The 15,471-nt window shown below is 72.0% G+C and carries 12 protein-coding genes; 4 read left to right on the top strand and 8 right to left on the bottom strand.

The window, feature by feature from the left end; genetic code table 11:
* The first annotated feature begins 16 nt into the window (after positions 1 to 16).
* Positions 17 to 1,705 carry a dolichyl-phosphate-mannose--protein mannosyltransferase gene (locus tag ACI3KY_RS10780; RefSeq protein WP_404930170.1) on the top strand — a complete coding sequence of 563 codons (1,689 nt, stop codon included), beginning with the start codon at positions 17 to 19 and terminating at the stop codon, positions 1,703 to 1,705.
* 12 nt (positions 1,706 to 1,717) lie between these two features.
* Here ACI3KY_RS10780 and ACI3KY_RS10775 read toward each other — a convergent pair whose 3' ends face one another.
* From ACI3KY_RS10775 to ACI3KY_RS10745, 7 genes are read right to left on the bottom strand one after another with little or no spacing between them, the layout of a single operon-like run.
* Entirely contained in the window at positions 1,718 to 3,613 is a 1,896-nt protein-coding gene (locus tag ACI3KY_RS10775) for a thioredoxin domain-containing protein (RefSeq protein ID WP_404930169.1), read from the bottom strand.
* Between the two features lie 28 nt (positions 3,614 to 3,641).
* Positions 3,642 to 4,478 carry an aldo/keto reductase gene (locus tag ACI3KY_RS10770; protein ID WP_404930168.1) on the bottom strand — a complete coding sequence of 279 codons (837 nt, stop codon included), beginning with the start codon at positions 4,476 to 4,478 and terminating at the stop codon, positions 3,642 to 3,644.
* 37 nt (positions 4,479 to 4,515) lie between these two features.
* On the bottom strand, positions 4,516 to 5,292 hold the full coding sequence (locus tag ACI3KY_RS10765) for an ABC transporter permease (RefSeq protein WP_404930167.1): 777 nt from the start codon (positions 5,290 to 5,292) through the stop codon (positions 4,516 to 4,518).
* Positions 5,289 to 6,206: an ABC transporter ATP-binding protein gene (locus tag ACI3KY_RS10760; RefSeq protein WP_404930166.1), complete on the bottom strand. Its 918-nt coding sequence runs from the start codon at positions 6,204 to 6,206 to the stop codon at positions 5,289 to 5,291. The genes ACI3KY_RS10765 and ACI3KY_RS10760 overlap by 4 nt, the downstream gene beginning before the upstream one ends.
* Positions 6,203 to 6,499, bottom strand: a complete 297-nt coding sequence (locus tag ACI3KY_RS10755; protein ID WP_404930165.1) for a transcriptional regulator — start codon at positions 6,497 to 6,499, stop codon at positions 6,203 to 6,205. Before ACI3KY_RS10755 ends, ACI3KY_RS10760 begins: the two co-directional genes overlap by 4 nt.
* Positions 6,496 to 7,158 carry a hypothetical protein gene (locus ACI3KY_RS10750; RefSeq protein ID WP_404930164.1) on the bottom strand — a complete coding sequence of 221 codons (663 nt, stop codon included), beginning with the start codon at positions 7,156 to 7,158 and terminating at the stop codon, positions 6,496 to 6,498. The genes ACI3KY_RS10755 and ACI3KY_RS10750 overlap by 4 nt, the downstream gene beginning before the upstream one ends.
* Complete coding sequence (locus tag ACI3KY_RS10745) at positions 7,155 to 7,976, bottom strand: CPBP family intramembrane glutamic endopeptidase (RefSeq protein ID WP_404930163.1); 822 nt, start codon at positions 7,974 to 7,976, stop codon at positions 7,155 to 7,157. The genes ACI3KY_RS10750 and ACI3KY_RS10745 overlap by 4 nt, the downstream gene beginning before the upstream one ends.
* A 104-nt stretch (positions 7,977 to 8,080) precedes the next feature.
* On the opposite strand from ACI3KY_RS10745, the gene hrpA reads away from it, so the two are divergent.
* Positions 8,081 to 12,097: an ATP-dependent RNA helicase HrpA gene (gene hrpA, locus ACI3KY_RS10740; protein ID WP_404930162.1), complete on the top strand. Its 4,017-nt coding sequence runs from the start codon at positions 8,081 to 8,083 to the stop codon at positions 12,095 to 12,097.
* Positions 12,098 to 12,154: 57 nt separating this feature from the next.
* Positions 12,155 to 13,096 carry a zinc-binding alcohol dehydrogenase family protein gene (locus ACI3KY_RS10735; RefSeq protein ID WP_404930161.1) on the top strand — a complete coding sequence of 314 codons (942 nt, stop codon included), beginning with the start codon at positions 12,155 to 12,157 and terminating at the stop codon, positions 13,094 to 13,096.
* 9 nt (positions 13,097 to 13,105) lie between these two features.
* On the opposite strand, the gene ACI3KY_RS10730 is transcribed toward ACI3KY_RS10735, so the two are convergent.
* Positions 13,106 to 13,957, bottom strand: coding sequence for a sulfurtransferase (locus ACI3KY_RS10730; protein WP_404930160.1), 852 nt, complete (start codon positions 13,955 to 13,957; stop codon positions 13,106 to 13,108).
* Positions 13,958 to 14,072: 115 nt separating this feature from the next.
* On the opposite strand from ACI3KY_RS10730, the gene ACI3KY_RS10725 reads away from it, so the two are divergent.
* Positions 14,073 to 15,461 (top strand): O-acetylhomoserine aminocarboxypropyltransferase/cysteine synthase family protein, encoded by a 1,389-nt coding sequence (locus ACI3KY_RS10725; protein WP_404930159.1) that lies wholly within the window; start codon positions 14,073 to 14,075, stop codon positions 15,459 to 15,461.
* The last annotated feature ends 10 nt before the right edge of the window (positions 15,462 to 15,471 follow it).

Genomic DNA, 15,471 nt, shown 5'->3' with positions numbered 1-15,471 from the left:
GCCTAGACTTGGCGGCGTGACGGATGCCCCGCGGCCCGCTGCCGGCCAGCACGGTGTCGACCAGCACAGTATCGACGAGCACGGCGTCGACCAGCCCACTGCCGACCCGCACGGCGTCGACCAGCCCACTGACGACCCGCACGGCGTCGACCAGCCCACTGCGCCCCTCCTCCCCCCGGCACGACCGAGCCTGTACGACCGCTTCGCACGCCGCTTGAGCGGCGACGCGCGCGCTCGGCGGCTCTACGCCTGGCTCGGACCGGCGATCGTCCTCCTCATCGCGGCCGTCCTGCGCCTGTGGAACCTCGCCGCCGCGCACGACCTGATGAACCAGTTCGACGAGACCTACTACGTCAAGGACGCGTGGTCGATGCTGCACCTCGGGTACGAGGGCTCGTGGCCGTCGAACGCGAACGAGAGCTTCCTCTCGGGCGACCCGAACGTCTTCACGTCGAACCCGTCGTTCGTGGTGCATCCGCCGCTCGGCAAGTGGATCATCGCGCTGGGCATGATGGTGCTCGGCCCCGAGTCCGGGTGGGGCTGGCGCATCACCACGGCACTGCTCGGCATCGCCTCGGTGCTGCTGCTCATGCTGATCGCGAAGCGCCTGACGAGGTCGACGACCTTCGCGGTGGTCGCCGGGCTTCTCATGGCGGTCGACGGTCTCGCGATCTCGATGAGCCGCGTGGCGCTGCTCGACACCTCGCTCACCTTCTTCGTGCTGCTGGCGTTCCTCTTCGTGCTGCGCGATCGCGAGCGCACGATGACGCGCATCGCCGAAGCCGTCGCGGCGCGGTACGACGGCGACGAGCCGCCCTCCTGGGGTCCCGTGCTGTGGAACCGCCCGTGGCTCATCGCGGCGGGCGCGGCGCTCGGCGCGGCGAGCGCGGTGAAGTGGTCGGGCGCGTGGGTGCTCGCCGGCCTCGGTGTCTATCTGGTGGTGACCGACGCGCTCGCGCGTCGACGCGCGGGCGTGCTGTTCTGGCCGACGGATGCCGTGCGCCAGGGTCTGGTGACGTTCGTGCTGTTCGTGCCTGTCGCGGTGGTCGTGTATCTGGCGTCCTGGACGGGCTGGCTGGTCACCGACGGCGGCTACGACCGCCACGCCGGCAGCAATCCGCTCGAGAGCCTGTGGCTCTACCACCAGGCGATGTACACCTCGACGGCGGGCATCACCTCGGGGCACGCGTATGCGAGTCCGGCGTGGCAGTGGCCGCTGCTGATCCGGCCGACCGGGGTGTACTACCACCACGACGCGTACGGCGTGAACGGGTGCACCGTCCCCAACGGGTGCAGCGAGGTCATCTCGACCATGCCCAACCCACTGATCTGGTACGCCGGGGTGGCGGCGGTCCTCTACCTGGCGTACCGTTTCGTGGTCGTCCGCGACTGGCGCTACGCGCTCGTGCTCACCGGCGTCGCCGTCACGTACACGCCGTGGCTGTTCCTGCCCGCCCGCACGGTGTTCCAGTTCTACACGGTGCTGATCCTGCCCTTCATGTTGCTGGCGCTCACGTTCGCACTCAAGGACATCGCGGGATCCCCGACAGCTGACACCTACCGCCGTCTGACGGGTCAGCGCCTGGTGCTGGTGTTCCTCGGGGTCGCGCTCGCGCTGTCCGTGTTCTGGTACCCGGTGATCGCCGCGGTGAACGTGCCCTACGACTTCTGGCACATCCACATGTGGCTCAACAGCTGGGTCTGAGGCGGTCGGGCGTCAGGCCTCGAGCGCGGCCTCGTCGGTGACAGGCAGCCGGCACGCGAAATCGCGGCAGTCGTAGGCGGTCGCCTGCCCGTCCCGCAGCGCCTTGTCGGCGAACAGCCCGAATCCGGCGTCCGCCCAGGCTGTGACCTGCTCCGGCGACACGACGCTCACGACGTCGGCACGGATGCCGCGGGCCGCGGTCGCGATCGCGGCGTCGGCGTCGTCGGTGACGACCACGAGCTGCCGGGGAGCGACGGCGAGCGTCGTCGCGACGCGGAGCAGCGCGCCGTACGCGAGCGGCTGCGCGAGCGCCGCCGAGGCGTGCGTCGCGACCAGGCGCTCGGCGAAGGAGCGGTACTGGTCGCCGGCGCCGAGAGTCCAGAGCGCCGCGGCCGCCTCGCCGAGCGCCGCCGGGCCGGAGGGCTCATCGGCGTCGGAGGCGGCATCCGGAGCACCGATGCCCTGCCCGGTCAGCACCGGGTCTCCCCCGCCGGGCACCGCCGCGCGATCGTCCGGACCCACGCACGCATCGACCAGCTCACGTGCCCGGACGGCGTACGCGACCTCACCCGTGGCGACGGCCAGCGCGAGGAGCCCGGCCGCGAGCTGACCGTGGTCGGCGAGCGTCGCGTGCGCGCGTGACGGCACCTCGTCGAGCGAGGCGCGCAGCAGCCGGCCGTCGGCGGCGACGCTCGTCTCGAGCACCGCGTCGGCCGCCCAGCGCGCGGCCTCGATCCAGCGGTCCTCGCCGAGTCGCGCGCCGGCACGGGCGAGCGCGCCGATGGCGAGGCCGTTCCAGCCGCTGACCACCTTGCCGTCGACGGCCGGCGGCTCCAGCGTGGCGCGCCCGGCGGCGTCGCGGAGGTAGTAGCCGCCCTCGCTGCGGACGCCGTCGATCCAGGATTCGGAGTCCTGCGCCGCGCCGAAGCCGCCGCCCGGCTGCTGCAGCACCTCGGTGAGGAACCCGGCGAGCCCCCGGGCGACATCCTCCGGGAGAGGTGCCGCCTGTATCGCCACCGCATCCATCGGCAAAGTGTCCATCGCCACATCGAGCAGCTGGGCGTTGTCGGTCAGCATGCGCTCGTAGTGCGGCACGGTCCAGTCGGGTCGGGTGGCGTAGCGGAAGAAACCGCCCTCGACGGGATCGCGCAGCGGCGACGAGGCCATGACGGCGAGCGCGCGGTCGGCGACGACGGATGCCGCGGGCGCCCGCTCGCGCACCAGCCGGGTCTGCAGGAACCGCAGCGCCGTCGCCACCGGGAACTTGGGAGCGTTCGAGGCGGGATCGCCGAACCCGCCGTGACGCGGATCCTCGCGCGCGGCGAGCGCGCGCGCCGCGGCGACGAGGTCGTCCGCGGTCGGCGCTTCGGCACGCTCCCCGGCTGTACCGGGGCCGGGCTCGGCGTCGCGGACCTCCGCGAGCGCGCCGGCGACGGCATCCGCTGTCTCGTCGATCTGGTCCCGACGTTCGGTCCACGCCTCCTGCACCGCGGCGAGGACCTGCCGGAAGGAGGGGATGCCCGCGCGCGGCTCGGGCGGGAAGTACGTGCCGGCGTAGAACGGCCGTCCGTCGGGCGTGGCGAACACCGTGAGCGGCCAGCCGAGGCTCGGACTGAACGCCGACGCCGCGGCCATGTACGTCGCATCGACCTCGGGATGCTCCTCGCGGTCCACCTTGATCGCCACGAAGCCGGCGTCCAGTTCCGCGGCGGTGGCGGCATCCTCGAACGACTCACGTGCCATCACATGACACCAGTGACACGTCGAGTAGCCGATCGACACCATGACCGGCACGTCACGTCGCCGCGCCTCGGCGAACGCCTCCTCGCCCCACGGGAACCACGCGACCGGGTTGCCCGCGTGGGCTCTCAGGTACGGGCTCGTCGAATTCGCGAGGCGTGGGTTCACGGCATCCGCTCCTCCCGCTCGTGAGCGGTCAGTTCACCTCGTCGGGGTGCGCGCTCACGCGGCCGGTGCCATCGCCCGCGTCCATCGCGTCGATCGCCGCGATCTCGTCGGCGGTGAGCTCGAAGCCGAAGACGTCGAGGTTCTCCTCGAGGCGCTCCCTGCGCACCGACTTCGGGAAGACGATGAAGCCCTTCTGCAGGTGCCAGCGCAGCACGGTCTGCGCCGGGGTCCGGCCGTGCGCCTGGGCGGCGGCTGCGACGGGGGCGGCGTCGAACAGGTCGTACTTCCCCTGTCCGAGCGGGCCCCACGACTCGATCTTCACGTCGTGCGCCGCGGCCCAGTCCGTGATCTCGCGCTGCTGGTGGGCGGGATGCAGTTCGATCTGGTTCACGGCAGGCGTGACGCCGGTGGCCGAGACGATCTTCTCGAGGTGCGGCACGAGGTGGTTCGAGACGCCGATGCTGCGGGTGAGACCGGCGCTGCGCAGCTCGATGAGCTTCTCCCACGCGTGCAGGTAGTTGTCGCGGGCCGGAGTGGGCCAGTGGACGAGGTAGAGGTCGACCTGCTCGAGGCCGAGGCGCTCGAGGCTCTCGGCGATGGCGGCGTTCGGCTCGTCGCCGTCGTGGCGGTCGTTCCACAGCTTCGTCGTGATGAACAGCTCGTCGCGCGGGAGGCCGCTCGCCGCGATGGCCGCGCCGACGCCCTCTTCGTTGCCGTAGATCGCGGCGGTGTCGATGTGGCGGTAGCCGACCCCCAGCGCCTCGGTGACGGCCCGCTCGGTGTCGGCCGCGGGTACCTTGAAGACGCCGTAGCCGAGCTGTGGGATGGAGTTGCCGTCGTTGAGGGTCACGCGGGGAACTGTCATGCTCCCAGCCTAGGACGCACCGCGCACGGCGGAGCGGTCAGCGATACCGGCGCCCTTCGTCGCGACGGAACAGCAGGAGCGCGGCGGCGAGCGACAACGTCGTCCACGCGACGACTCCGACCCATACCCACCACTCGAGTGGACCGCCCTGCACGGCCCAGATCACCAGCTCGCGCGCCTGACGCGACGGCGTGAACTTCGAGATCGTGTCGAGCCAGTCCGCGAACAGGATCGGCGGCAGGAACAGGCCGCCGACGAAGGCGAGCCCGAACATCACGATCTGGATGACGGCGATCGCCGCCTTGAAGGGAAGGGCGTAGCCGATCGTGGTGCCGATGAGCATGAAGGGCAGCGCCGAGACGGCGAGCGCCACCAGCCCCGCGAGCACGCGCAGGACAGGCGCTTCGGCGGCGGTGAAGATGCCGCCGACGACGATCAGCGGGATGATCGCGACGAGCCCGAGCAGCCCGGTCGAGAGGATCTGCGCGAACACGCGGGCGACGCCGGGTGCCGGAAGCGTGCGCAGGTACGGATCCCACGGCTTCTCGCGGTTCTCCGAGATCGTGAGGCCGAACGAGAACAGCGCGTTGGACATGACGGCGAACACCGACAGCGAGATCACCGCCTGCGTCGCGAACTCGGGATCGTCGGCGACCGCGCGCTGCGGGACCACGAAGAAGAGCAGGGCGAGGGCGGGGAAGACGAGCGTTCCGATCACGGCGATGGGCACGCGGAACGTCTCGATCAGCCCGAAGCGGGCGTGCAGCAGCGTGAGCCGCGCGACGGAGGGGACGGTCTCTGCGTGCGCGGTCATGATGCCTTCTCCAGGGTGAGCGTGTCGGTGGCACGGGCCGGCGCGCGCGCCGTGAGCGCGAGGAAGGCCTCCTCGAGAGACGCGCCCCGCACGGCCAGCTCGTGGAAGTCGATGCCGCTGCCCACGAGCGCCCGCACGAACGCGTCGGCGTCCGAGACGGTCAGCACCTCGCGGTCGTCCGCGCTCTCGCGGTGCGCGATCCCGGGGAGCGCCGCGAGTCTGTCGGGCTCGGCGGTGCGCAGCCGCACCTGGGTGACGCCGACCCGCGCGAGGATGCGCGCGACGGTGTCGTCGGCGATCACGGTGCCGCCGGCGATCACGACGGCTCGTTCGGCCAGCGCCTCGATCTCCTCGAGGTAGTGGCTCGTCATGACCACGGTCGCCCCGGCTTGATGCTGCCGGCGGATCGCGTCCCACAGCGTGCGCCGTCCGTCGACGTCGAGACCCGTCGTGGGCTCGTCCAGCAGCACCAGTCGCGGGCGCCCGACGAAGGCCAGCCCCACCGCGAGTCGGCGCTTCTGTCCGCCCGACAGCGAGCCGCACTGCCGCCGCAGCAGCTCGTCGAGCCCGAACTCGGCCGCGAGTTCGGCGGTCGGCACACGATCGACGAAATGCCCGCCGACGTAGTCGATGACCTCACGGACGCGCAGGGTCTCGGGAAGGGCCGTCTCCTGCGGGGTGCAGCCGAGCAGCCGCCGCCGGCGGGCGTCGCGCGGGTCGCCGCCGAACAGCGTGACCGTCCCGGACGTCGGCGTGCGCAGCCCCTGCAGGAGCGACAGCAGCGTCGTCTTGCCGGCCCCGTTGGGACCGAGGAGCCCGACGAGCACGCCGGGTTCGAGGTCGAGGGTGACGTCGTCGACGGCGATCACATCGTCGTAGCGGCGTGTCACGTGGTCGAAGCGGGCGAGGTTCATGGACGTTCTCCCAGGACGGAGCGCAGGGCGTCGGTGTAGTCCTCGAACGCGCGGCGGCCCTGCTTGGTCAGCGCGAGATAGGTGACGGGCGTGCGCCCTCGATGCGTCTTCTCGACCGCGACGTACCCGGCGTCCTCCAGCTTGCGGACGTGCGTCGAGAGGTTTCCGGCGGTCATGTCGAGCAGCTCCCGCAGGCGCGGGAACGCGATGCTCTCACCGGGGTCCAGCGTCGCGAGTGTCGCGGTGATCCGCAGGCGCGCAGCGGCGTGGATCACGGGATCGAGCTCGGTCATCGGCGGATCCACAGCCAGGCGACGAGCGCGCCGACGAGGAAGACGCCGCCGCCCGCGATGGAGAAGACGAGGTAGTGCGTCGGGTACCCGAAGAACGGCGCGACCAGGGCGACGACCATGATCCAGCCGCCGAGCCACAGCAGCGGCTTCGCGTGCCAGATCCCGCCGCCGACGAAGTAGAGAAGTCCCACCAGCAGCGTCGACGCGGTCGGGTAGTAGATGTTCGCGACTTCGGGCGGCATGCCGTTGCGCACGAGTGCGGTGCCGAAGACGAACATCGCGATGAAGGCGATCGTCCAGCTCCATCCGTACACGGCCCCGGTGAACGCGGCTCCTGCCGACGCCCGGATGCCGCGACCGCTGCGGATGCCCAGGATCGCCGTCGCGACGAGGGCACCGGCCATCAGCACGATGAAGACGGTGACCGCCAGCGGCAGCGGCACACTCGCGGCGGGCTTCGCCCCGTCGATGAGCCACAGCAGCCCGAACCCCACGAACCAGGCGATCCCCCACGCGAGCAGGATGAGCGGCACCTCCGCCGCGAGCTGCCGCGTGACGCGGTCCTGCTGACTGCGAACGAGGTCGAGCATCGCTGCGGCGTCGTGCGTCGCATCGTCGTCGGCCGGGTCGGGCAGGTCGGGAGTGCCGGGGATGTTCATCGGGTTCCGTTCGCGAGGAGGAAGGGCACGGCGAGCGCGGGAAGCGTCGAGAGGAGGTTCACCAGCCCGTGGGCGATGATGAGCGGCAGCAGCCGCCCCTGGCGCCACGCGATGATGCCGGAGCCGACGCCCCAGACGAAGAACGCGCAGACGTAGACGATGACAGCGTCGGGCGTCGGGGCGTACCAGACGTGCTGTGCACCGAAGAACGCCGCTGAGATCAGGATCGCGGCGGGCAGCGGCATCCGGCTCGCGAGATCCCGCTGCGCCGACCCGCGATAGACGAGTTCCTCGGTGGGCGCGTTCAGCGGCGCGAACGTCAGCACCGCCACGACGGCGAGCACCGCCGCGGCACCGGGCGACAGCGGCGGAATCGCTTCCGGGTCGAAGAAGACGGTCTCGAACGCCGCGAACATGCCGGCACCGTGGAGCGCCCACATGACGAGCATGATGGTCAGCACGAACGGCACGTACAGCACAGCCAGCCACAGCAGGCCCCACAGGATGTCGCGCCCGAGGCGTCCGCGCCGGTAGCCGATCAGCGCCGCAGCGCTCGTGCCGGCGGCACGGAGGCGACGCACCACCAGCACCAGGCACACGACGTTTACCGGAAGCATCGCCACCGCGGCCACGAGGGGCGGCGGCGGGAAGACCACCGGCCCCGCCCAGACGGTCAGCAGCAGCCATGCCAGCGTGCACGCCGCTGCCACGAGGACGACGCGCAGAGCAGGGAGCCCGATGCCCCACGCGAGCGCACCGCGACGGGAGCGTCGCTCGGGAAGGGGCGGCGATGCGAGAGCGCGCGCCGGAGTGGTCATAAGAACTTTGTACTGCAAAGTTCTTTGTCGATCAAGACACTTCGTCGCGCGATTCGGCGACCCGCAGCCCGGGAACGCCGCGGCACGCGATACGATCGAAGGCTATGTCTGCGCCCGAACCCGTCATCTCGTACCCGCCGGAGCTCCCCGTCAGCGCCGCGCGGGAGGAGATCGCGCGGGCGATCCGCGACAACCAGGTCGTCATCGTCGCGGGCGCCACCGGCTCCGGCAAGACGACGCAGCTGCCGAAGATCGCGCTGGAACTGGGCCGCACCCGCATCGCCCACACGCAGCCGCGCCGGATCGCGGCCCGCACCATCGCCGAGCGGATCGCCGAAGAGCTCCAGGTGCCGCTCGGCTCCACCGTCGGCTACAAGGTCCGCTTCACCGACAAGGTGTCGGAGGACACGCGCATCGCGCTGCTGACGGACGGCATCCTGCTCAACGAGATCCACCGCGACCGGCTGCTGCGCCGGTACGACATGATCATCGTCGACGAGGCCCACGAGCGCTCTCTCAACGTGGACTTCCTGCTGGGCTACCTGCGGCGGATCCTCCCGAAGCGCCCCGATCTCAAGGTCGTGATCACGAGCGCGACGATCGATCCGCAGAGCTTCGCCGAGCATTTCGCGAAGCCCGACGGCACGCCTGCGCCCATCATCGAGGTGTCAGGACGCACCTACCCGGTCGAGATCCGCTACCGCCCGCCGGCGCGGGCCGCCAGGGACGCGGACGAGTCCGACGACGTCGACGGCATCACCTCGGCGCTGCGCGAACTCGACCGGGAGTCCGCGGGCGACGTGCTGGTGTTCCTGCCCGGCGAGGCCGAGATCCGCGACGCCGCGGATGCCGTGCGCGGAATGTACGCGAAGGATGCCGCGCCCACCGAAGTGCTGCCGCTGTACGGCCGCCTGTCGGCGGCCGAGCAGCACCGCGTGTTCGAGAGGTCGCGGGTCGCCGGCATCCGTCGACGTGTGATCCTCGCGACGAACGTCGCCGAGACGAGCCTCACGGTGCCGGGCATCCGGTACGTCGTCGACACCGGCACGGCCCGCATCTCGCGGTACAGCAACCGCAGCAAGGTGCAGCGCCTGCCGATCGAGGCGGTGTCGCAGGCCTCCGCGCAGCAGCGCTCGGGCCGTGCGGGCCGCACCAGCGACGGCATCGCGATCCGGCTCTACTCGGAGGAGGACTTCGACAGCCGCCCGGAGTTCACCGAGCCCGAGATCCTGCGTACGAGCCTGGCCTCGGTGATCCTGCAGATGCTGTCCCTCGGGTTCGGCGACATCTCGTCGTTCCCGTTCCTCACCCCGCCCGACTCCCGCGGCGTGAAGGCGGCGTTCGACCTTCTTGTGGAGCTCGGCGCCGTGCGCCTGCCCGCGCGGGCGGGAAGCAGTGCCGGCGACGACCGCGGCCACCCGACCCTCACCGATCTCGGGCGCGAGATCGCGCGGCTGCCGATCGACCCGCGCTTCGCCCGCATGCTCGTCGAGGCCCGCCGCACCGGCGTCCTGCGCGACGTGCTCGCGATCGTCGCGGGGCTGTCGATCCAGGACGTGCGCGAGCGGCCCGAAGACCGTCGGGAGGAAGCCGATCGCCTGCACGCGCGGTTCACCGATCCGTCCAGCGACTTCCTCAGCCTGCTGAACCTGTGGAACCACCTGCGGGAGAAGCAGTCCGAGCTCGGCTCGAGCGCGTTCCGGCGGCTCTGCCGCGCCGAGCACCTCAACTACGTGCGCGTCCGCGAATGGGCCGACGTGCATCGTCAGCTGAGCACGCTCGTGAAGGCACCCCGCCCTTCGGCAGGCTCAGGGACCGGCAACGGAGGCTCAGGGACCGGCAACGGAGGCTCAGGCACCGGCGCCGGAGGCGCCGCCGACGCCGACGAGGTGCACAAGGCGATCCTCTCGGGTCTGCTGTCGCAACTCGGGATCCTCGACGAGCGCACGACGGGCACCGCCACGCGCGGCCGTACGGCCGATCGCTCCGAGCGCGCCGAGCAGCGTCGCAGTGCCGAGTACGTGGGCTCCCGCGGCACCCGGTTCGCGATCTTCCCCGGCTCGGGACTGAAGAAGAAGCGCCCGAGCGCGGTCATGGCCGCCGAGGTCGTCGAGACCAGCAGGCTGTTCGCGCGCACCGTCGCGGCGATCGATCCGGCGTGGGCCGAGCCGCTGGCGGGCGATCTCGCGAAGCGGTCGCTGAGCGAGCCGCACTGGTCCAAGGCGTCGGGGGCGGCATCGGCCTACGAGAAGATCACGCTGTTCGGGCTGGAGATCGTGCCGAAGCGGCGCGTGCAGCTCGCGCGGTTCGATCGGCCGTTCGCGCGTGAACTGTTCCTGCGCCACGCACTGGTCGAGGGCGAGTGGGACTCGACGCACCTCGACAAGCGGCTGACCGCCTTCGAGCGACGCAATCTCGAGCTGCGCCGCCGCCTCGAGAAGATCGAGGAGCGGGAGCGGCGCCGCGACATCCTCGTCGGCGACGAGGCCGTCTACCGCTTCTACGATGCGCGGATCCCGCGCGACGTGTTCGACGCGCGCTCCTTCGAGGCCTGGTGGCGCGAGGCGTCGGCGCGCACGCCGCGCCTGCTCGACATGACCGAGGCCGACCTGGTCGACGAGGCGTCCCGCGGCGACGAGCGGGACTTCCCGGCACGGTGGACGCAGGGCGACCAGGTGCTCTCGCTCGCGTACCGCTTCGAGCCCGGCGCGGCCGACGACGGCGTGACGGCGGTCGTGCCGCTCGCGCTGCTCGCCCAGCTGCGGCCCGACGGGTTCGACTGGCAGGTGCCGGGCATGCGCGATGAGCTCATCACGGCGCTGCTGCGGTCGCTGCCCAAGGCCATCCGCCGCCACGTGGTGCCCGCCGCCGACTGGGCGGCCACCTTCTCCGCCGACCTCGCCGGGCAGGGTCCAGAGGCGCACGCCGGACTGCCCCCGGTGAAGCTGCGCGAGGCGCTGGCCGCGCGCATCCAGCGTGTGGCGAGCCAGCCGGTGAGTGCCGCCGACTTCGACATGGAACGGGTGCCCGGCCACCTGCAGGTCTCGTTCCGCGCCGTCGATGAGCGGGGGCGCGCCGTGGGCTCCGACCGTGATCTCGTCGCCCTCCAGGCGCGTCTCGCCGACCGTGCGCGGGCCTCGGTCTCGCGCTCGCTGAGCGCGTCGACGCCCGTGTCAGGCCCCGCGCGAGCGGCGGGGACGCCGGCACCCCGGTCGACCGGCACGCCGGCCGCTGCGCGCCCCGAGTCCGCGTTCGTCGAGCAGACCGGTCTCACCGACTGGACGTTCGGCGACCTCCCCGAGGTCGTCGACACGAAGGTCGCCGGCGGCGTCGTGCGCGGCTACCCGGCCCTCGTGGACGAGAGCACCTCGGTCGCCGTGCGCATCGAGACCACGCCCGAGGCAGCGGCGCGCGCCACGCGGGCGGGCGTGCGACGGCTCGTGCTGCTCTCGGTCGCCTCCCCCACGGCGTACGTGCTCGAGCACCTCACGTCCGCGGAGAAGCTCGCGCTCGCGGCATCCCCGTATCCGTCGGCGAAGGCGCTGATCGAGGACTGCCGCGTGGCGGTGGCGGATGCCGTCATCAGCCGCACCGCCGCGGACGCTCTGGTGCGCACGCGCGGGGGCTTCGAGGCGGTGCGCGATGCACTCTCGGGAGCTGTCGTCGACGAGCTCTTCCAGACCGTGTCGCTCGCCGCGCGCATCCTCACCGCCGCCCGCGAGGTCGAGAAGGCGATGCGCGACGGCAACTCGCTGACCCTGCTGGGCGCGCTGAACGACGTGAAGGGGCAGCTGGCAGGTCTGGTCTTCCCCGGTTTCGTGTCGCGCACCGGCACAGCGCGCCTCGCGCACCTTCCGCGATACCTCCGCGGCGCGCGGGATCGGGTGCGGACGCTCGCCGACAACCCGGGCCGCGACAGGCAGCGCATGACGGAGTTCGAGCGCGCCGCGACCGTCTTCGCAGAGGCGGGCGGCACCATTCCGCCCGTCGATGACGCCCCGGTGTCGCTCGTGCACGCACGGTGGCTGCTCGAGGAGTACCGTGTGAGCCTGTTCGCGCAGTCCCTCGGCACGGCGGAGCCCGTGTCGCTGCAGCGGATACAGCGGGCGCTGCACGGCTAGACACTCGACGACAGAGCCCGTGCGCAACACCCGCCTCGACGACAGGAGCTCCCCCGCATGACCACTGCGATCGTGTACACCGAGTTCGGCGGCCCCGACGTGCTGCACGAGATTCCCGTACGGGAGCCCGCGCCGAAGACCGGCGAGGTGGCGATCCGCGTCACGGCGGCGGGCGTGAACCCGATCGATGCGAAGCTGCGCTCGGGCGCGCGCCCGTCGGGCGAGATCACCGAGCCACGTCGCGTCGGCGGCGACGGCGCGGGCGTCGTCCTCGCCGTGGGCGACGAGGTGGACGGATTCCGCGCCGGCGACCCGGTGGTCTTCGCGGGCGCCTCCGGTGCGTACGCGACCGAGGTGGTCGTCGCCGCCGACCGCGTCTTCGCCCGGCCGCCGCACGTGAGCGCAGCGGAGGGCGCCGCCCTCGGCATCCCCGTGGGGACCGCCTATCAGGCGCTCCGCTCGCTCGGTGTCGGGAGCGGCGACACGCTCCTGGTCCACGGCGGCTCTGGTGCCGTCGGCCAGGCCGTCATCCAGTTCGCCGTCCTGTGGGGCGCCACCGTCATCACCACGTCGTCCGAGCGCCGATTCGATCGCGTGAGCGCGCTCGGGGCGACGCCCGTGGCCTACGGCGACGGGCTCGCCGACCGCGTGCGCGACGTCGCCCCGCACGGCGTGACGGTCGCGATCGACGCGGCCGGCACCGACGAGGCACTGGCGACCTCCATCGAACTGGTGCCCGATCGGCAGCGGGTCGCGACACTGGTGCGGGGACGGGATGCCGAGGGCCTCGGCATCCGTGCCTTCTCCGGGGGTTCCCCCCAGCCGCTCACCCGGCAGCAGCAGGTCTGGCGCACCGAGGCGGTGCCGGTGGCCACCGCCCTGATGGCCGCCGGGCGCTTCTCGGTCGAGCTCGGACCGTCATTCGCCCTCGCCGACGCCGCCGACGCGCACCGCGCGATCGAGGCGGGCGTCGACGGCAAGATCACGCTGGTGCCCTGACCGCCGCGTTCAGACGGTGGCGGTGATCTGGGCGGGCGCGGCGCCGGTTGCGATCGGGCGTCCCGGCGTGTTCGTCCACTGGCTCCACGAGCCGGGGTAGATCCCGAGTCGCAGCCCCGCGCGCTCGGCCGCGAACACCGCCTGGGCGGCGGTGACGCCGGACCCGCAGTACGCCGCCGCGGCGACCCCGTCGGCGATGCCGACCTCGCCGAACAGCTCCCGCAGGCTCGCGGCATCCCGAAAGCGCTCGCCGTCCATGTAGGCGCCGGTGGGCAGGTTCGCGGCGCCCGGGATGTGGCCCGCGATGGGATCGACCGGCTCGACCTCGCCCCGATAGCGCTGGGCGGCGCGCACGTCGATGAGCACCCCCGAGGCGGCGAGCTCCGCCGCCTCGTCGATGGAGAGCACAGGCTCCGAGATGGGAGTGAGCGCCACATCCCCCGGCTCCGGCACCACGGGCCCGCTCTCCAGCGGCAGGCCGGCGGCGATCCAGGCCTGCAGGCCGCCGTCGAGGAGACGCACATCGCCCACGCCCGTGCGCGTGAGCAGCCACCACGCGCGCGAGGCGCCCAGCGACCGGTCGTCGTCGTAGATGACGACGGTGTCGCCGTCATGGATGCCCCAGCGCCGCGCCGCCGTCTGCAGATCGTCGATCGCCGGCAGCGGGTGGCGGCCGTCCTCGGGGCGGCCGTGGCGGGAGAGCTCCGTCTCCATGTCGACATAGACGGCGCCGGGGATGTGGCCGTCGGCGTGCTCGGCACTGCCGTCCGGGTGGTCGAGCCGGTAGCGGACGTCGAGCACACGCACGCTGCCGGCGCGGAGAAGGCGGTCGAGTTGTACGGGGGTGATCAGCTGCGCCACGTGTCCATTCTCGCCCGCGCGCGGGCTACCGCCGCCCGGCCGGTCCAGGGCCGCCGATGCAACAGTTCGACACACGACGCACCGGCGCACACCGCGCGGCTCGACAATGGTCAGCATGCCTCGCGCCACCGACAACGATCCCTCGCCTCGCCCGGCCGCCCCTCGCTCGTTCGCGACGGCTCAGGTGCAGGCCGGGTTCGACTCCAGCGTGGCCGAGAACACCGCCGTTCCGGCCATCCACCAGTCCAACGGCTTCGAGTTCCGTTCCCTCGCGGAGGCGCGTGACCTCTTCGCGCTCCGCAAGGACGGCAACATCTACAGTCGCGCCGCCAACCCCACCGTGCTCGTGTTCGAGCGCCGCGTCGCCGAGCTCGAGGGCGGCATCGGCGCCGCAGGAGTGGCATCCGGTCAGGCGGCCGTCGCGGTGGCTCTCCTCGCCCTCGCCAAGCAGGGCCAGCACATCGTCGCCGCCCGCCAGCTGTACGGCGGCACGGTCGACCTGCTGCAGGACACGTTCGCCGACTGGGGCATCGAGGTCACCTTCGTCGACCAGGACGACATCGAGGCCTGGTCGGCCGCGGTGCGCCCCACCACCCGGGCGCTCTTCGCCGAGTCGATCTCGAACCCCATCGCACAGGTGCTCGACCTCGGAGCCGTCGCCGCGGTGGCCAAACAGGCGGGCGTGCCGCTCGTGATCGACAACACCGTCGCGACGCCGTACCTGCAGCGGGCGAAGGACTTCGGCGCCGACATCGTGGTGCACTCGGCGACGAAGTTCCTCGGCGGTCACGGCACGTCGCTGGGCGGCGTGGTCGTCGACCTCGGCACGTTCGATTTCAGCGCCGACCCCGAGCGGTGGCCCCAGCTGACACAGACCTACCCGCGCGTTCCGGACGGAAGCCTCGTCGAGCGCTTCGGAGAGACCGGCTCGCCCTACATCGCCCTCGTCAAGACGAAGTACGTCCACGACCTGGGTCCGTCGCTGTCGGCCTTCAACGCCTTCCAGCTGCTGCAGGGCCTGGAGACGCTCGACCTCCGCATGCAGCGCCACACCGAGAGCGCCCTCGCCGTCGCGCGGTTCCTCGAGACGCACCCCACCGTCGCGCGGGTGCACCACCCCGGCCTCGATTCGAGCCCGTGGCGCGGGCAGGCGCAGACCTACCTCCTCCGCGGCGTCAGCTCGGTCTTCGCGTTCGACCTGCCGACGACGGGCGACCCGGAGGCCGACTTCCGCCTCGTCGAGGCGTTCATCTCGCGGCTGCAGGTCGTACGGCTCGTCGCCAACATCGGCGACGCCCGCAGCCTCGTCGCCCACCCCGCGTCGATGACGCACAGCCACATGTCGCCGACGCAGCTCGCCGAAGCGCACATCGGACCGACGACGGTGCGCCTGTCGATCGGGCTGGAGGATGCGCGCGACATCGTCGACGACCTCGCGCGCGCGCTCGACGGGATCGGCCAGCGCGCCGACACGGCGCGCGTGCCCGAGACCGTCGCCGGGTAGCCGACAGGCG

The sequence above is a fragment of the Microbacterium sp. ZW T2_14 genome, from assembly GCF_044987405.1.
In the GTDB taxonomy this organism is placed as follows: Bacteria; Actinomycetota; Actinomycetes; order Actinomycetales; family Microbacteriaceae; genus Microbacterium.
The sequence above is the reverse complement of the archived record's forward strand: the minus strand, read 5'-3'. Positions and strand labels throughout refer to the sequence as shown.